This window comes from Streptomyces sp. NPDC048277, assembly GCF_040652235.1.
GTDB lineage: Bacteria > Actinomycetota > Actinomycetes > Streptomycetales > Streptomycetaceae > Streptomyces.
On record NZ_JBEZLQ010000062.1, the window covers coordinates 1 to 15,603 of the forward strand.

Consider the following 15,603-nt stretch of genomic DNA (forward strand, 5'->3'; position numbering starts at 1 on the left):
ACCACGAACAACAACGACTGAACCAACCGCAACTCAAGACGCGAAGGTCACTTTTGACCCGGCCAAACTGGGTCCGGGTTCAGCCGACGCCGACAGAAGAACCCTTTTCCGCAGCAGAGCGAAGCCGGCCCGTCCGAACATCTGGCGCTTGAGCATCTTGGTCCGGTTGACGTGTCCTTCGACGACGCCGGAGCTCCAGGGCAGGGTGAGGCCGGCGATGACGGCATCGCGGTCACGTTCGATGCCCGCGGCGAGAGTGTGGAGGCTGGGGAGGTCGTCTTGCCGGACGGAGTCGAGCCACTGCGGTAGCCGTTCGCCCTGGCGCTCGGTGAGCATCTGGGCGAAGGAACGGACGTGACTGGTGAGGGCGTCGAGTTCTGGGCAGTGGACCAAGACAGCCTTGAGCCGAAGGTGGTCGATCTCCGAGAGGGTCTCAGGTCGCCAGAGGATCCAGCTGGCGACGACGCGGGGTGACGGTGGCCGAGCTGTGATCGGGCTGGGCGAGGTTCGCTTCTCCCGGAAGTAGGCGCGAACCCACTGGTAGCTGCCCTGATAGCCGAGCGACACAATCTCCTCCCAGACCGTCCAGGCGTTCGTGCAGCCCTGGTTCCAGCGGTCATCCAGGTAGGGCTTGAACGCGTCGAGCTTGGACGGTCGACCTTGCCATTGCCCGCGGAAGAGGTCCTCCGGGGTGGCTGCGTCGGCGAAAAGCTTGACGGTGCGTGAGGTCATGCGGAGTTGGCGGCCAATCGCCCTCCGGCTGAGTCCGGCGGCCACCGGTTCGTGGACGGTCGCGTGCTTGGCGCGGGTGCGGTCGGCGAATCGATGTCCGGTAGGCCACGGCGAGCCGGACGGGTCTTCGAACTTCTCCATCTCGGGGGCAGGCTGGGCTGGATCCGGCGCCAGCACCCGCAGACACCCGCGGTGGTCTGCGACACAACGCTCGGCGGCTTCGCTCACGTTGTGCCAGAGGTGCCACCGGTCCGCAACCTGCACCGCCTGGGGCGCCCCGGCGGCGTGGCCTTCAGCGAAGAACGGTGCCCGATCACGGCATACCACCTCCACCGTGGGCCGCTTCGCGAGCCAAGCGGCCAGGCTGGATGCCTCCCGGTCGGGCAGTAGGTCCACCGGCCTACGGCCTTCGACGTCGACCAGGACGGTCCCGTAGTGGCGGCCCTTGCGGGTCGCGTACTCATCGACACCAACAACGCGCGCAGCCGGAACTTCGGGGTCGGGCAAGGCTTCGACCAGCCTGAGCACCGTACTGCGGCTGACGGGCACGCCGAAGACGCTCGCCATGCCGGGCCCCGGCCCGACCGGCGAGCGCGAGACCGACCGCGGCCAGCGTCGACCGCAGGCGCTCGGTCCGCCGGCCATACCGACGAGTCAGCCCCGACATCTACTCGGCGAAGGTCCGGCGCCCGCACGAGATGACAGGACAGAGGAACCGTCGGACGCGTAAGCAGAGGACGACCCGTCTGCCTCCGCTGGGCACATCAGCGGGAAACCGCAGGTAGGAGCTGTGAATCCGCCGGGACCAGCTCCCGCAGCCAGGGCAATTGGCCCCTGCCACCGTGCTTCGGGCCTCGACGCGTACCGCCTCGTCGTTCACGTCGACCGACAGCACAGCCACGTCCGCGATCGAGGGGAACAGTAACTCCTCCAACCGGAGCACCACTTCTTCCACGGGTCGTACGGTCAGCCACACCGCAGTCGGGGCGGATCAGTTTCGGGCAGCTTCCAGCATGCCCGCCCACCCGCCGAAGGTCACTCAGCGTGGTGATCCACGGAAAGTGAGCCAGAACCGAGTTCGACGATCCAGTCCGGGGGCCGGGGCCGGTTGCGCCGTCCGTACTCCTCTTCCGCCTGCCGCTGCCGGAGCTGGGCGATCTTGCGGTCGATCTGTTCGAGGCACCGGGCCGTCCAGATCCGCATTCTGTGGAATTCGGAATGCGTACGGCGTCGGGGTCCTCACGCGAAACGATCGTTCTCTCACACGATCAGTTCGCAGTCGGACGCGGTGTCCTCGGTAGACCGACGGTGTGAATCTTGGGGAAGGCTGCCGCCGTTGCGGGACTCCATCCGCACGCGGATGCACGCGACGGCATGGTTTGACGACTATCCGGATGAAGCGACTGCCGACAGAGGTGCCTTCGTACGAGGGATGCAGGGAGCGGTGTCCGGGGAAGTGGCGGCCGGTGTGCTGAAGATGGTTGTGATCTTCGCGCCGTCCGCAGCCCCCTTGCCCGGGTCCGCCGGGCTGCTGCGCGCTGCGCGTATCCGGAAGGAGACCGGCTGTGTCCGAACAGCAGGACGAGAAGGCCGAGCAGAGCGTCGGGGAGTTCACCCTCCCCACCCCCCCTGAGCTCCACGCCCCCGGCCGAGCTGCCCTACCCGGTACCGGAGCCGGACGCGGTGTGGCAGCTGCCGAACGGCTTCGCACATGTCTTCTACGGCGAGGGCCACCCGGGCGTCTTCCGGCCGGTGATCATGGCCGACGGCTTCAACCTCGGCCGCAGCGACCTGAAGTGGCTCTACGCCGGCCTCGACCGTGACTACCCCCTCCTCGGCAATATGCGCCGCCGCGGCCGTACCGTCATCCTGCTCGGCTTCGACGAGCGCAGCGCCTCCATCCTGGACAACGCCGAGGCGGCGATCGCGTGCATCATGCGCACGCAGGCCGAGCAGCTCGGTGATGCACGGCTGATGGTGGGCGGCTTCAGTATGGGCGGCCTGGTCACCCGCTACGCCCTCGCCAGGATGGAGAGCGAGCGGATGGACCACCGCACCACCGCCTACTTCTCCTGGGACAGTCCGCACCGCGGCGCCGTCATCCCGGTCGGCGTCCAGGCGTTCGCGCACTTCATCCCCGTCGCGAACGACTTCGCCCGGCAGATGAACAGTCCGGCCGCCCGGCAGACGCTGTGGCGGCACTACGACCCCAAGAGCGGCGAGATCGGGATCGCGCCGGAGCGCAAGGAGTTCCTGGAGAAGCTGGCGGAGGTCGGCAACTGGCCGCGCATCCCGCGCATCTTCGCGCTCGCCAACGGCCGCGGTGACGGCACCGGCCCGGCCGTGCCCCCGGCGAGACCGCGCTGAAGGTCGAGCGGATCTACCCCGGCACCACCTTCTACACCCAGGCCCAGGGCAAGGACGTCATCGTCGCCGAGCTGAAGCGGCGGTTCCCCAAGGCCGAGAAGACCATCAAGACCTCCGGCTTCCCGGAGCTCGACGGCGCCCCCGGCGGCACCCTGCGCACCTACGGGATCCTCGCCGACACGCTGAAGAAGTTCGGCGCCAAGGTCGAACTGCGCCACGAGGAGGTCTGCTTCGTTCCCTCGGTCAGCGCCGTCTCGATCCGCGACATCGACGCGCAGAAGAACCTGTACGCGGACATCGACGAACTCGACCCGTCGGACAGCGACGCCGACTACTTCATCTGCTCCTCCGAGACGACCGCGCACACGGCCGTAACGGAGGAACTCGGTGACTGGCTGATGGACCGCCTGCCCGACTGACGTCCTCCCCGGCTGGCTCTCGCCAGCCGGGCTACAGGCTCACCCAGTCAGATTCCACGTAACTTCTAAGGTCTGCAGTCGCTCCAGGTCAGGCGGAAGGTCATCGAACACATTTGCGATTCTATGCCCTCGGATCGTGTGTCGCGCCTCGCGTTGCCCCTGTCCTGTGACAACGAACCTTGAGCGTGTGCCATCGAACTTTGAGCGGTGGTGTTGCCCTCCTCCGGCTACAGGCCGAAGGCGCCACCCTCGATGAGGATGAGCAGGCCGATGGCGATGAGCACGGCAGGCAGGAGGACGTGACCCCAGCGGCTGAGCCCCTTGGCGATGACGGGTCGGGTGGCGAAGTGCCTGCCTGCGAAGCACCACGCGGCGACCAGGACCAAGAAGACGATCGCGTACACGGTCATCCCGCTGATGCCGGCGGTAGCGAACACGGGCACGTACACGCCGATGTTGTCGCCTCCGTTGGCGAAGGTGACCGCCGCGACCTCCAGCGCCCTGGGGCCGCCCGTCTTGGCCTCCGTCTCTTCGTCGCCGTCGTCACTGCGGTGCTTCCACACCTGCCAGGCCGCCTTGATGCCGAGCGCGAGGGGCAACAGGCCGAGGTAGGGGATAGCGGACTCGGGAAGGAAGGTTGCACCGAACGCGGCGGCGATCGCGACGGTCAGGATGGCGGCGAACCCAAGGTACTGGCCGAGGATGATCCGACCGGCCGATCCGGAATGTCCGGCGCCCTGGGCGAAGAACAAGGACAAGATCAGGATGTCGTCGATGTTGGTGACGGCGAACAGGCCGGCCGCCTGCCCGATGATGCCCAGATTCACAGCGGATGGCCTCTCGCTCGGGTGCCGAGCGAGAGTATCGAGCGCACGCCAGCCCTCAGATGTTGAGGGTGCTCAAGGCTCGATGGCACGGCTCACGTTTGGCTGTCACAGGACAGCCCCGTGCCAGCGAACCCTGATCACGTGCCATCGAAGAGTGAGCGCGCCCAGCCAGGGTCCTGACGAGGCCGCCGAGCCCTGAGGTGAGCGGCTCGGCCAGCGGCGGCCGCTCACCGGGCTCGGTCAGATGAACGTGGCCAGATCGCGGAGCAGCGCGCTCTTGGGCTTGGCCCCGACGATCTTTTTGACCATCTCGCCGTTCTGGAAGACGAGCAGGGTGGGGAGGTCGGTGACCCCGAACTCTTCCGTGGTCAGAGGGTTGGTGTCGACGTTCATCTTGACGGTCACCAGCTTGTCCGCCTGTTCGGTCGCGATCTCCTGCACAACCGGGGAGAACGTGCGGCTGGGATCACTCCATTGGGCCCAGTACTGGACGAGTACCGGCTTGTCGCTCTTGAGTACCGCGGTTTCGAAGTCGGCGTCGGTCACAGCCTTCATTGCGATCCCTCCGTCGGCGTGCACCCCATCAGCGAGCTGACTGCACGCGGAACTATGGGGTGAAAACTGATCTTTCTACGCGATCATTACGCGCCCGGCTCCTCGCCGCACGGCAGCCTGGCGGAGTTGCCCGGATCGCGTGTTCGAATAAGCGTTCGGTATTGTCCGGTGCGGGAGGTGGGTGCCGTGAGCGTGAACGGGCATGCCGGTCAGGTGGCGACAGTGATGCATGTGCGCTGCCCTCAGGGGGTGCGGGAGGAGACGTACCGGCAGGTTCTGGAGCTGCTCGCGGATCTGTCCGCTGTCGTGCAGGCCCTGCCGCCGTCCGCGGCTCTGGTGGAGCCGAAGGGGGCGCTGCGCTATTACGGGGCCGGTGGGCGTCGGCTGGCGGAGGTGGCCCGGTTGCGGTCGGTGGCGCGGCTGGGGGGTGGATCTGCAGATCGGGGTCGCGAGCTCTTGGACGGTCGCGGCGACGGCTTCGGCGCAGGCGCCGGCGCCGGCGTCGGGCGGCATCGTGGCGGTGGCCCCGGAGGACATCGTGCAGTGGCTGGGCGCGCTGGAGGTGGAGGCGCTGCACGGGATCGGTCCCCGGCACGCGGCAGTGCTGCGCCGGTACGGCATCGACATGGTGGCGCGGCTGGCCGCGCTGCCGACGGGGACGGTTCAGCAGATCCTGGGAGCACGCGCCGGGCGGACCGCATCGGAGCGGGCCCGCGGCTGGGATCCCCGCCCCGTCACCCCCGCCGCCCTGCTGGTGTCCGCGAGCGTCCAGGATCGTTTCGAGCGGGACCTGCTGGACGGGGCGGAGGTACGGGCCCGGCTGCTGGAGCTGGTCGTGCGGCTCGGCGCGTCCAGAACCTGCTGCCACCCCGCTTAGGCTCCGCTGCCCACCGCAGCAGCTGTTCAGACCGTTCACCACGTCGTGTGCCCCGCACGGCCACCCACACAGGAATTACGTTAAGTAATCATTCGGGTACTTTTCGTGTACATATCGCCGGTCTGGGCAGGGTAGGGCCGGGCAGCAGCGGGTGCCGGCCCACGACGGGGAGGGGCAGCATGCCAACGGATATGAGCACCGGGCGCGCGGTGGTGATCGGGGCAGGCACAGCCGGGCTCGTGGCCGCCCGGGTTCTGGCCGGCCATTTCGAGGCCGTCACCGTCATCGAGCGGGACACGCTTCCGAACACGCCCACACCCCGCTCCGGGGTTCCCCAGGGGCATCATGTGCACGGCCTCCTCGCCCTTGGGGCCGAAGTGCTGGAGTGCTTCTTCCCCGGGCTGCGGGCCGAGCTGGCGGAGGCCGGCGCACCCGTGTGGGACTGGGGTGAAGGTCTGTGCGCCGTACTCCCCAAGGGCACACCGCCGCCGGTGCCGATGGGCATGCCGATCCAGGCTTTCTCCCGGCCTCTCCTCGAGCATGTGCTGCGTCGGCGGGTGGCTGCACTTGAGCCCGTCACTCTGCGGGACGGCCTGGCGGTCACCGGCCTGCGCACGGCCGGTCCCGGAAGCGTCACGGGGGTCCGCGTCATGGGCGCCGAAGGCGAGGACGAGATCGCCGCGGACCTCGTGGTGGACGCCTCGGGCCGGTCCTCCCACCTGCCGCGGTGGCTGGCCGGCCTCGGCCTGCCCAGCCCCCGTACAACCACCGTCGACGCCCGGATCGGCTACGCCTCACGCACCTACCTCTACCCCGAAGGACAGTCCCGGCCCCCTTGGATGGGCCTGCTCGAACCCCTGCGAGCCCCCGACTTCCACAAAGGCTGCTACGCGATCCAGATCGAGAACAACACACTCCACGTCACCCTGCACGGAGCCGGCGGAACCCCACTCCCCCACGGCGACGATGATTTCCTCGCCTACGCCCAGACCCTGCGCGGCCCGATCGCCGAGACCATCGCCGTCCTGCCGCCCGCCTCCCCGGTGCGCCGCTACGCCCGCACCGTCAACCGCAAGACCGCCTACCACCGCCTCCCCCGCTGGCCCGAGGGTCTCATCGCCCTCGGGGACTCCGTATGCACCTTCAACCCCGCCTACGGCCAGGGCATGACAGTCGCCGCACTCGAAGCCCGCCTCCTGGAGCAGATGCTCCGCAGCAAACGGACCCGTACCCCACTGGACGAGCAGAGCTTCCAGAAGAGGCTGGCACGCATCACCGCCTTCTCGTGGCTGATGGCAACCACACCCGACCGAGCCTGGGAACAGTCACAGCCCACCTGGCACGTCAAAGCCGCCAACGCGTTCATGGACCGCCTGATCGACACCGTCCCTCACGACCCACGGCTCTACACCACCTTCTCCCGTCTCTTCCACATGACCGCAGGTCCCCTGGCACTCGCCGACCCGCGCCTGCTCTCCCGCGTCCTCATCGGACCCCGTCCCGGCAGAAACCCGCGAACACCCACAGCCTGAACGCCTCACAGGCCTGAACACGTACCGCTGGCAGAGGGTGGGGACGCAGAAGTGGGAGCAGAGGCTGCGGCAGACGTCGAGGTCGTCCGTCCACGTCGGGCAGGCCGAAATCCAGGACCGCCTCCGGCGCGGCGGTGGTGCCGACGAGCACGTCGGCGCTCGGGCAGACGTAGTCCATGGCCGGACCCCGCTGCTCTCCAGACGGTCGAACGCGTCGCAGGGTACGTACGGGCTGAACATGGCGACCAGGAAGCCGCAACAGTATTGATCCGTGTCTAGGCCCGGCGCCAGCGGTTGGTGAAAGCAGGCGCACTGACAGCGGCGCGCGCGGGGGCAGGAGCGACCATCAGACGCAAAACTCAGGGCAGCGGCTCGCATCGAACACGAGAGCCGAGGAAATGACACGGAAACTGAGACAACCAACGGAGGCAACGGCGTGAGACGCCAGACAGAGCCGCAGGTCACAGCGCCACCGTATGACACGCGACTTGAGAACCTACAGCTACGGTCCGTGCCGCCGCACGGCGCGGCCGCCGGCCTCATGGGGTGACGGCGTCGTCCACGGCCGCCCTGATGTCCAGGACCTGGTCCGCGCCGGTCAGCTCCAGGACCCGCAGGAGCTGGCGCGCGGGCCGGGCCAGGCGCAAATGGTGCCCCTGGTGGAAGCGCAGCAGCACGTTCAGGACGGTGGAGTCCGCGAACGTCACCCCGGCCGCGTCCACGACGACCCGCTTGTGGGTGGTGGCCGCGTCCTGGAGCGCCGCCGCCAGAAGCGGAGCGGAGTTGAAGTCGAAGGCACCGTGGACGGCCACCACCCACACCCCCTCCCGCTCGTACTGGGTCAGGTACGGCAGCGCCGTACGGGGGACTGGCGGCGCTGCCCGGCGCCGGCTGTTCCTGCGCCGGCGCAGCACACGGGCTGCGAAAAGGGGGCCGGGCGCGGCGGGCGCCCGGGTGTGCGCGCCGTCCGCACCCCGCTCACCCCCCGGGCCTGCGTCGCTACGTGTTCATACCCAGCTGTAGTTCTCGTCAGTGACTGCGGCCAGGGCGGCGTTGGTGACGGGTGCCCGGGGGTCGGGGAGGGTGGCGAGGGCGGGGCCGATGGGCGGGAAGATGGGCAGGTCGGCGGCCTTGCGGTGGTCGACCCACTCGATCACGCCGACCTCGTGGCTGCCGTCGGGGAGTTCGTCCAGCTCCTGCTCGGCGAGCGTGGCGCGGACGTTCTCGGTGATGTGCAGGCGGTAGATCAGGTGGATCTTGCGGGGCGGCGGGGTCGGGCCGGGACGGGTGACGCGCTGGTCGATGACCCACAGCAGTTCGCAACCTTCGGCCTGTCCGACGTCAAGGCCGAGTTCTTCCTGTAGCTCGCGGGCGAGGGCACCGTCGAGGTCTTCGCCGTGTTCGACGTTGCCGCCGGGCGGGGTGTAGTGGGTGGAGTCGGCTCGGTCCCGGCGGATGAGGGCAACCTCGTCGCCGCAGAAGACGAGCGCCCCCGTGCGGATCTTGATCCGGGAGAACGCGGCGGCCGTCGACTGCTCGGGAGTGCTCGTCATGGCGGCCAGTATCACGGCCGTGCCCAGGGCCCGGGCGGGGTTCACCCGTAGTTCCCCCGCCCGGGCCCCAGGAGCTGTAGGGGCTCAGGCGGTGGGCAGGCCGGGCAGGGCGCACGACGCCCGGCCGTCCGTCATAGTAGTGTGCTCGATCCAGCCGTCCGGCAGGGTGAGGGTGTGGCGGCGCAGACGGCAGCCGGTGGCCCGCATGACCGGGGAGAGGTGGCAGGGGTCCATCTCCTCCACCAGCAGGCTCGGCGCGGCGGTGGTCGGGTTCTTCTTCCCGGTGACGGCGACCGGCAGGCGGCCGGCCGGGGTGAGGGGCAGCGGGGTGACGGTGGACAGGCTGGCCTGCCCGAAGCCTCGTTCCTCGCGTGGGGTCATCGGCTCGCCGTTGGTGGCGGTCAGCCCCCGGAACAGCTTCTCGGCGCGGCCCTGGTTGACGATCTGGCCGGTGTCGATGGTGAAGGCACGGGAGAAGAACAGGCTTGGCGGGTATCCGGCCTGCCGCAGGGCGTCGGCGTAGAAGGCGGCTTGGGGGTGGATCTGCTCGCGCAGGTGGGCGGCGGCCGCGGCGTCGACCGGCTCCAGCTCCTGCGCGCGGTCGGCGAGCGCGTTCAGGACGGCGGTCACGTCTCTGTCGGTGGCGGCCGGGTACTCGCCGCGCCGGGCGAGGCCGTGGCGCCGCTTGTGGACGAGCAGCGCATTCAGGAGGGGGCGGGTGGCGTCGGTGTAGCCGGAGTTGGGCCGGACGCCGGTGGCCGGGTAGAGGTGCAGGGCGGTGAACGTGCCGTCGCTGTGGAAGTCGCAGTCGGCCGCGTAGTACGGGCCGTCGGCGTTGGTGAAGCGGTGCAGCCGCACCGACCGGGCCCGATGCGGCACGTGGAGGGTGCCGTCGAGCGCGGCTTGCACCGTCTCCCGGGTGGGCTGGGCCTGGTCGGCGGTGATGTGGAGGTACCGGACGCCGGGGAGGGAGTAGACCGGCTGAGTGCGGTCATCCAGCCGCTCGATCACGGTCTCGGGCAGCTCGCCGTCGGAGGGATCCAGGGAGATGAGCAGGTGGGGGCCGACCGCGAGGACGTGGTGGCCGTCGATGACGGTGTCGGTCAGCTCGCCGACGCCGACCAGCGGCGCGAACCGCAGCTCGCACGCGGCGGTCGCGGCGCCGTGCCCGAGCGCGTCCAGCAGCGGCCGGTAGGTGCGCAGCGCGTCGGCCAGGTCGGCGACGTACGCCTCGCGGCGGGTGCCGAACCGGCCTGCGAAGCCGGCGGTGTAGGGGGTGATGGAGAAGCGGATCCCGTCGAAGCAGTCGCCGAGCTCGGCCACCAGGCGCTCGTGCATGGCGGTGAGCTGAGGGGAGCGGGAGGAGTAGCCGACGGTGGAGATGCGCAGCTTCACGCCGAGGACGTCGCGGGCGAGCCGGGCGTAGAGGTCGAGGTGGGGGTAGGAGCCGATGTCGTTGTCCAGGTAGGGGAAGACCACTCGGGGGCGGTGGATGCGGCCGGAGGCGACGGCCAGGCCCCGCTCGGCGGCGACCTGCCCGACGGCGGTGAGCAGGCCGGTCAGCCCTTGGCGGGTCAGGCCCCAGGTGTCGCGGCCGGCGCCCTGCGAGCACATCGCGCACCCGTTGAAGCAGCCGACCTGCGGGGCCGCGTACTGGAGGCGGGTGAAGGCGTCGTCGGGCAGGGTCCGCAGCTGATCCAGCAGCCCGGGCACGGTAGTGGTGGTGGTGATGGCGGAGGTCATGGAGGTCACCTCGCTGGGGGTAAGGCGGTCGGGGTGAGGTGGGCGGCCAGCGCGTCCAGCAGGTCTTGGCCGGGACCGGAGAGCTGGTGCGGACCGGCGAAGGGGCGGCCGGGGCCGCTGGGAGGCCCTCGGCGGTGCCGAATTCGGCGCCGGGCAGGCACACGACGTGCTCGCCAGGGAGGCTGGTCAGCAGGACCTCCCCGCGGTCGGCGTCGGCCTGGAGGGGATGGGTGCCGGGACGTACCCACGTCAGGCCGGGGCCCTCGGCGGCCAGGCGGTAGACTCCCGGCCCGCGCAGCCCGGTCAGCCGTACGGGACGGTCGCCGTGGTGACGGAGCTTGAGGTAGAATGGCCCGGGCCCGGCGCTGGTCGCGGCCCGGATGGTGGCCTGGTTGAAGTCGTCGGCGGCGGGCAGCCAGTCGGGCCTACCGCCGAGCAGGACGGTCAGGTGGGCGGCGGTGAACGGGGGCAGCCCGCGCAGCTGCTGGTTGCCTCCCGAGACCTCGGTGGTGCCCTGGTTGCGGCAGTTGATCTCGTTGAACGGCACGCACCCGCCGCTGGTGAGGATGCCGTCCAGCCCGAACAGGCCCGCCATGCGGCGGGTGTGCCACAGATGCTCGCCGACGCGTACGGCGGCGTCCACGAGGTCGGCGGCGGCCTGCGCCGGCCATGGCCGTGACCAGTCGTTGCCCGCGCTCTTGCCCGGCCCGATGCCTGCCTCCGGGATCCCGACGGCCTTGTGGGAGGGGCGGTCCACGTACACCGACACCCATCCGTGCCCGTCCGGGACCGTCAGGACCGTCGCGTTCGAGGACCAGCCGCCGACGAACGCGGCGGCCTTGTACGGGCCGTTCATGCGCGCGGCGCGAGCGAGGCCTCCTCGGTGTCGACGAACACGGTGCCCCTGCCGCCGGAGTCCGCGCCGGACTGCACCACCAGCCGCTCCGCCCCGACCCGGCGGCGCAGCTCGGCCAGGCCCGGCAGCCTGCCGTCGATGCGCACGCACGGGATCCGCGTCCGCTCCGGCACGCCGGCGGCGCGCAGCAGCGCGTCGAAGGCGGCCTTGTCTTCGACCGCGGCCCGCAGCCGGCCGTCGATCGCGGCGACGGTGCCGCCCGGGCCTGCCCACCGGCGCAGCTGGTCGGTGGCGTACCAGGCGGCGATCACGGGCGGGGCCGGGAGGATGCGCAGGAGCGCGGACGCCTCGGCGTCGACGGCCTGCATCCAGGCGTGCCGCTGCCCGGGACCACGCACGCGGGTGCGGGTCTCGGCGGCGAGGACGGTGTCCGGCACGGCACCGGACCAGCCGGGGTAGCAGCCGACCGCGACCGCCGGGCGGGCCGACGGAAGAGGGGCGGGTCCGGTGTAGAGGGTGCGCATCGAGGCGCAGAACCGCTCGGCGGACACCAGCACCCGGCCGCCCAGCGCGTCGGCCAGGGCGCGGTCCGCGGCTTCGGCGAGGGCGGTGTCGAGCAGGGCCTGGCCCGTCACGCGGCACGCTCCAGGGCCCCGGACAGCCGGATGGCTCCGGAGGCCGGGATGGTGAGAAGGGCGTCGGCGATGGTGGTGGCCATCTCCTCGGGCTGGTGCACGGAGGTGTCGAGGACCAGCAGCCGGGTGTGGCGGCGGCCCATGCCCAAGGTGAGCATCGCGTTGAACGTGTCGGCGAACCGGGCGTCTTCCACCCCTCGGATGTCCACGGCGTCCGGCGTCTCCCGCGCGCCGAGCCGGGTTCGCCGGACCTCGGCGGGGGCGGCGAGGTCGAACGGCGCGAACAGGTGCGGCCAGCGCAGCGCGAGGGCGGCCGACAGGTAGGGGCCGCCGGCCATGCCGAACGCGACCGTGCGGTCCACGTAGCCGTCCTGGATGAGCACGGAGCCGGGCGGCTCGGGCGCGGCGGCCCGCACGAGCAGGGAGTCGACCAGGTATCCGGCGGTCAGGTAGGCGGTGGTGACCAGCGTGCTGTCGGGCTGGCGCACCAGCGGCAGCTTCTTCAGCGCGCGGCGAGCGGGATGGCGGCCGGCCAGGAAGCCCCTGTGCTCGACCACCGTCCGCCCCCGCGCGGCGAGTTCGGCCGCCAGCGCGGCGGTCAGCGTGGTCTTGCCGGACAGGTCCAGGCCGTCGATGAGGACACGCATGACGTACCTCCGGAGAAGGCTGAAGGGATACCCGCGCCGTGAGAGCGGCGGGCACCGCCCACGTCGGACCGGAACCGCAGCGTCTGAAGCTGCCTGCGGTTGCCGGTGCCGGTGGGCAGGAAGGGGCGACGGCCACCGGGGTATGAGCCCGGCGGCACTTCGTTGCCCATCAAGACTGGGATCAGATGTTCGATGGAGTCGACGGGCTGAGGGGGGTCCCGCGCTGCGAAGCAGTAACCAGCCTTGTGCGCTGAGTGATTGGATGGAGGCGTGGAAGAGACCGCCCGTCATCCGCTGGTTCTGGCGCGGCTTGCGCTCGGCATGACGATGGAGGAATTCGTCTCCGGCATCCGCGATGCGGCCGCCCGGCGCGGTCTGCGCTCCGGCACGGACGAGGCGCGGGTCCGCAAATGGCAACGCGGCGTCAGGCCCAGCGAGGAATCACAGATCTACATCGCCGAAGCGCTCGGATGGCCCGCCGACATCGTCCGCGCCGACGACTGGCCGAACTGGATACCGCTCACCGCTGACGGCGTCATCCCGTTCGGACCCCACAGCTCCGTGTACGCCCTGAGAGAGGCTCTGCGAACCGCTATGGAACGCCGTACCTTCATGACGATCCCCGGCACTGCCCTGGCCGCGCTGGCCGCGGACTGGGCTGCGGGCCCCGCCACGGCGCTCGCCCGGGCCCGTGACGGCAAGCCGGTCGACGAGGACTTCGTCGCGCTCCTAGAGACCACCGGCCAGCGCCTTGGCGGCCTCGCCACCGAAGAGCGCCAGCACGCCCCCGCCCTGCTGGACGCCTGCCTGTCCACCGTGACCGATCTCCTCACGCACGGCCACTGCACCCCGGCCGTCGGACTGCGCCTGCACACACTCGCCGCCTCCCTGGCCCAGACGGTCGCCTGGCACCGCTTCGACCAGGGCCGCCACACCCACGCCAGCCAGTACTGGATCGCCGGCCTGCACAACGCCCGCGCCGCCAAAGACCACGACATGGGCGCCGGCCTCCTGGGCGACCTCGCCTACCAAGCCGCCTGGCGCCACGACCACACCACCGCGGTCCACATCCTCAACCACGCCCTGACCCGCGCCAACAACCCGGCCGCCCGCTGCCTGCTCCAGCTGCGACTCGCCCGCGCCCTCGCCGCCCAGGGCGACCGAAGCGAACGCCGCACGGTCCTGCGCGCACTCGCCGCGGCCGAGCAACACCTCAGCGATGCCGGGACCGACCGGCCCGCCTGGTGTGCCTGGGTGTCCGAGGCCGACCTCGCCGTCGACTCCGGCCAGGCCCTCCTGGACCTCGGCGACACCGGCCGCGCCCACCAGCTCATCACCGAGGGCGAACACCTGCTGCCCACAGCCCGCGACAAGACCCGAGGGGTCTTCCTCGCCTACCGCGCCGCCAGCTACCTCGACCTCAAAGAACCCGAGGCCGCCGCGGCCGCCGCCAGCCAGTCCCTGCTCCTGGCCCGCCGAATCGGAGCACCCCGCTGCATCAGCCTCATCGACGGCCTCCTCCCCCGCTTCCAGCCATACAGCCGTACCCAGGGCGTTTCAGAGTTCCTCCAACTCGCCGTCGTGTAGCCGAAGACAGCCACCCACCGGAAGGACGGCGAACGCCAGCCGTTCCCGGACTCCCCGCTGTATGCCGTGATGCTGCTTGACCACACGCACACGACCTGAGCGGCGCCACTTTGTCGAGCAGGTACGCCCCCCCAGATCGTGAGAACCTGATTTGGAAGCTCTCTGCATGTAAATCCAGGGGGCACGGTAAAGAGGAGGCGCCCCTTTACCCCGCCTGCAATGATCACGGCGGCAGCACACCCAGCTCAGCGTCGCCGCTGTCAGGTCGCGCGGCGGAAGGACGGCACTATGGCAACCGAGGCGGCCGTGGGAACAGCGGACCCGGCCCACGCGCGTATCCCCGACACCGCAGCCGGCGGCACGGTCATCCTCCTCAACGGCACGTCCAGCTCCGGCAAGACCAGCATTGCCCGGGAACTCGTCGACATCCTCGACGGGACGTGGTTCCACGTCCCGGTGGACGCCTTCCACGCCATGCGCTGCAATCGCGAGATACCGGACGAAGATCTCCAGGCTGAGATCGACCGCACCGCAAAGGGCTTCCATCGTGCTGTCGCCGGCATGGCCGCAGGCGGCAACAACCTCGTCGTCGACTATCCGCTCAGCCGCCGGTGGCGGCTGCTCGACCTCCTCGACCTGCTCGTCCCTGAAGACACGGTCCTGGTCGGCGTCCGCTGCCCGCTGCCCGAGCTGGAACGCCGCGAGATCGCGCGCGGCGACCGACAGTTGGGGCTGGCCGCCATGCAGTATGGCGAGGTGCACTCCCACGAACTGCATGACCTCGACACCAGCCTCCGCAGCCCGCGGGAAAGCGCCCTTCGCATCCGCGACTTCGTGCCTGACCGACCGCGTCCCACCGCCTTTGAAACGCTCCGACGGACACTGCGGAAGCAGGTGCCGTAGTGGGTGACCCAGTGCGGGAACTTCGACCGCGAGTAGCCGGTCATCGCATGCGGGGAGGCGACGGTGAGTTCGTCGAGTTCCTTGCGCACGACATCCGCCGGCGGCAGCTCGGGCAGGTCCCGCCGCGCAAGCGATTTGCTCACAGCAGGGCCGAGGGATCCTGCGACGGCGGGGGCAGCAGCGGTAACGGGTGCGACCAGCGCGGCGACGGCCGCGGACACCAGGGCGAGCCTCGCTCGCCAACAGGCCACCACAGCCTCGTAACCGGCCACTCGGGGGCGCCCCTATAGGCCGACGACCGAGCATGCATCATGATCGGAAACCGGCGGCGCACGAAGCGGGGGAAGATGATGGCAGCTCCAGCAGAAGC

16 protein-coding genes are annotated in these 15,603 nt (G+C 70.3%); 6 read left to right on the plus strand and 10 right to left on the minus strand.

All coding sequences use genetic code 11. The annotated features are described in order from the left end of the window. Positions 1 to 33: 33 nt before the first annotated feature. Both AB0D85_RS51645 and AB0D85_RS51650 read right to left on the minus strand, forming a co-directional pair. Positions 34 to 1,299, minus strand: coding sequence for an ISL3 family transposase (locus tag AB0D85_RS51645; protein WP_362338489.1), 1,266 nt, complete (start codon positions 1,297 to 1,299; stop codon positions 34 to 36). A gap of 100 nt (positions 1,300 to 1,399) precedes the next feature. Next, entirely contained in the window at positions 1,400 to 1,708 is a 309-nt protein-coding gene (locus tag AB0D85_RS51650; RefSeq protein WP_362338492.1) for a transposase family protein, read from the minus strand. Positions 1,709 to 2,415: 707 nt separating this feature from the next. Between AB0D85_RS51650 and AB0D85_RS51655 the strand changes: the two genes are divergently transcribed. Then, complete coding sequence (locus AB0D85_RS51655; protein ID WP_362338495.1) at positions 2,416 to 3,099, plus strand: hypothetical protein; 684 nt, start codon at positions 2,416 to 2,418, stop codon at positions 3,097 to 3,099. 160 nt (positions 3,100 to 3,259) lie between these two features. Here the strand turns inward: AB0D85_RS51655 and AB0D85_RS51660 are convergent, their stop codons facing one another. The 3 genes from AB0D85_RS51660 to trxA form a co-directional block, all read right to left on the minus strand. Continuing rightward, on the minus strand, positions 3,260 to 3,397 hold the full coding sequence (locus AB0D85_RS51660; RefSeq protein WP_362338498.1) for a hypothetical protein: 138 nt from the start codon (positions 3,395 to 3,397) through the stop codon (positions 3,260 to 3,262). A 348-nt stretch (positions 3,398 to 3,745) separates the two neighbouring features. After that, the gene (locus AB0D85_RS51665) at positions 3,746 to 4,345 is read right to left on the minus strand and encodes a cadmium resistance transporter (protein WP_362338501.1); all 600 of its coding nucleotides are present in this window, start codon (positions 4,343 to 4,345) and stop codon (positions 3,746 to 3,748) included. Between the two features lie 240 nt (positions 4,346 to 4,585). Beyond that, positions 4,586 to 4,900: a thioredoxin gene (gene trxA, locus AB0D85_RS51670; RefSeq protein ID WP_362338504.1), complete on the minus strand. Its 315-nt coding sequence runs from the start codon at positions 4,898 to 4,900 to the stop codon at positions 4,586 to 4,588. Positions 4,901 to 5,327: 427 nt separating this feature from the next. On the opposite strand from trxA, the gene AB0D85_RS51675 reads away from it, so the two are divergent. Continuing rightward, positions 5,328 to 5,777, plus strand: a complete 450-nt coding sequence (locus AB0D85_RS51675; protein WP_362338507.1) for a hypothetical protein — start codon at positions 5,328 to 5,330, stop codon at positions 5,775 to 5,777. Between the two features lie 191 nt (positions 5,778 to 5,968). After that, entirely contained in the window at positions 5,969 to 7,309 is a 1,341-nt protein-coding gene (locus AB0D85_RS51680) for a monooxygenase (RefSeq protein WP_362338510.1), read from the plus strand. A 539-nt stretch (positions 7,310 to 7,848) separates the two neighbouring features. On the opposite strand, the gene AB0D85_RS51685 is transcribed toward AB0D85_RS51680, so the two are convergent. The 3 genes from AB0D85_RS51685 to AB0D85_RS51695 form a co-directional block, all read right to left on the minus strand. Next, positions 7,849 to 8,223, minus strand: coding sequence for an STAS domain-containing protein (locus tag AB0D85_RS51685; protein ID WP_362338513.1), 375 nt, complete (start codon positions 8,221 to 8,223; stop codon positions 7,849 to 7,851). A gap of 93 nt (positions 8,224 to 8,316) precedes the next feature. Then, on the minus strand, positions 8,317 to 8,862 hold the full coding sequence (locus tag AB0D85_RS51690; RefSeq protein ID WP_362338516.1) for an NUDIX domain-containing protein: 546 nt from the start codon (positions 8,860 to 8,862) through the stop codon (positions 8,317 to 8,319). A gap of 84 nt (positions 8,863 to 8,946) precedes the next feature. Further along, entirely contained in the window at positions 8,947 to 10,605 is a 1,659-nt protein-coding gene (locus AB0D85_RS51695; protein ID WP_362338519.1) for a hypothetical protein, read from the minus strand. A gap of 166 nt (positions 10,606 to 10,771) precedes the next feature. On the opposite strand from AB0D85_RS51695, the gene AB0D85_RS51700 reads away from it, so the two are divergent. Further along, positions 10,772 to 11,284, plus strand: coding sequence for a hypothetical protein (locus tag AB0D85_RS51700; RefSeq protein ID WP_362338522.1), 513 nt, complete (start codon positions 10,772 to 10,774; stop codon positions 11,282 to 11,284). Between the two features lie 173 nt (positions 11,285 to 11,457). Here the strand turns inward: AB0D85_RS51700 and AB0D85_RS51705 are convergent, their stop codons facing one another. Both AB0D85_RS51705 and AB0D85_RS51710 read right to left on the minus strand, forming a co-directional pair. Beyond that, positions 11,458 to 12,096 (minus strand): hypothetical protein, encoded by a 639-nt coding sequence (locus AB0D85_RS51705; protein WP_362338525.1) that lies wholly within the window; start codon positions 12,094 to 12,096, stop codon positions 11,458 to 11,460. Next, on the minus strand, positions 12,093 to 12,743 hold the full coding sequence (locus AB0D85_RS51710) for a hypothetical protein (RefSeq protein ID WP_362338528.1): 651 nt from the start codon (positions 12,741 to 12,743) through the stop codon (positions 12,093 to 12,095). Before AB0D85_RS51710 ends, AB0D85_RS51705 begins: the two co-directional genes overlap by 4 nt. Before the next feature lie 270 nt (positions 12,744 to 13,013). On the opposite strand from AB0D85_RS51710, the gene AB0D85_RS51715 reads away from it, so the two are divergent. After that, the gene (locus AB0D85_RS51715; RefSeq protein ID WP_362338531.1) at positions 13,014 to 14,330 is read left to right on the plus strand and encodes an XRE family transcriptional regulator; all 1,317 of its coding nucleotides are present in this window, start codon (positions 13,014 to 13,016) and stop codon (positions 14,328 to 14,330) included. A 288-nt stretch (positions 14,331 to 14,618) separates the two neighbouring features. Further along, entirely contained in the window at positions 14,619 to 15,233 is a 615-nt protein-coding gene (locus AB0D85_RS51720) for an AAA family ATPase (protein WP_362338534.1), read from the plus strand. Positions 15,234 to 15,603: the final 370 nt, after the last annotated feature.

Bases quoted from the DNA above. Each gene is read 5' to 3' on its own strand.
- AB0D85_RS51680 (WP_362338510.1), top strand. From the start codon at position 5,969: ATGAGCACCGGGCGCGCGGTGGTGATCGGGGCAGGCACAGCCGGGCTC.
- AB0D85_RS51690 (WP_362338516.1), bottom strand. From the start codon at position 8,862: ATGACGAGCACTCCCGAGCAGTCGACGGCCGCCGCGTTCTCCCGGATC.
- AB0D85_RS51720 (WP_362338534.1), top strand. From the start codon at position 14,619: ATGGCAACCGAGGCGGCCGTGGGAACAGCGGACCCGGCCCACGCGCGT.
- AB0D85_RS51710 (WP_362338528.1), bottom strand. From the start codon at position 12,743: ATGCGTGTCCTCATCGACGGCCTGGACCTGTCCGGCAAGACCACGCTG.
- AB0D85_RS51695 (WP_362338519.1), bottom strand. From the start codon at position 10,605: ATGACCTCCGCCATCACCACCACCACTACCGTGCCCGGGCTGCTGGAT.
- AB0D85_RS51645 (WP_362338489.1), bottom strand. From the start codon at position 1,299: ATGGCGAGCGTCTTCGGCGTGCCCGTCAGCCGCAGTACGGTGCTCAGG.
- trxA (WP_362338504.1), bottom strand. From the start codon at position 4,900: ATGAAGGCTGTGACCGACGCCGACTTCGAAACCGCGGTACTCAAGAGC.
- AB0D85_RS51660 (WP_362338498.1), bottom strand. From the start codon at position 3,397: ATGTCCGCGTACAGGTTCTTCTGCGCGTCGATGTCGCGGATCGAGACG.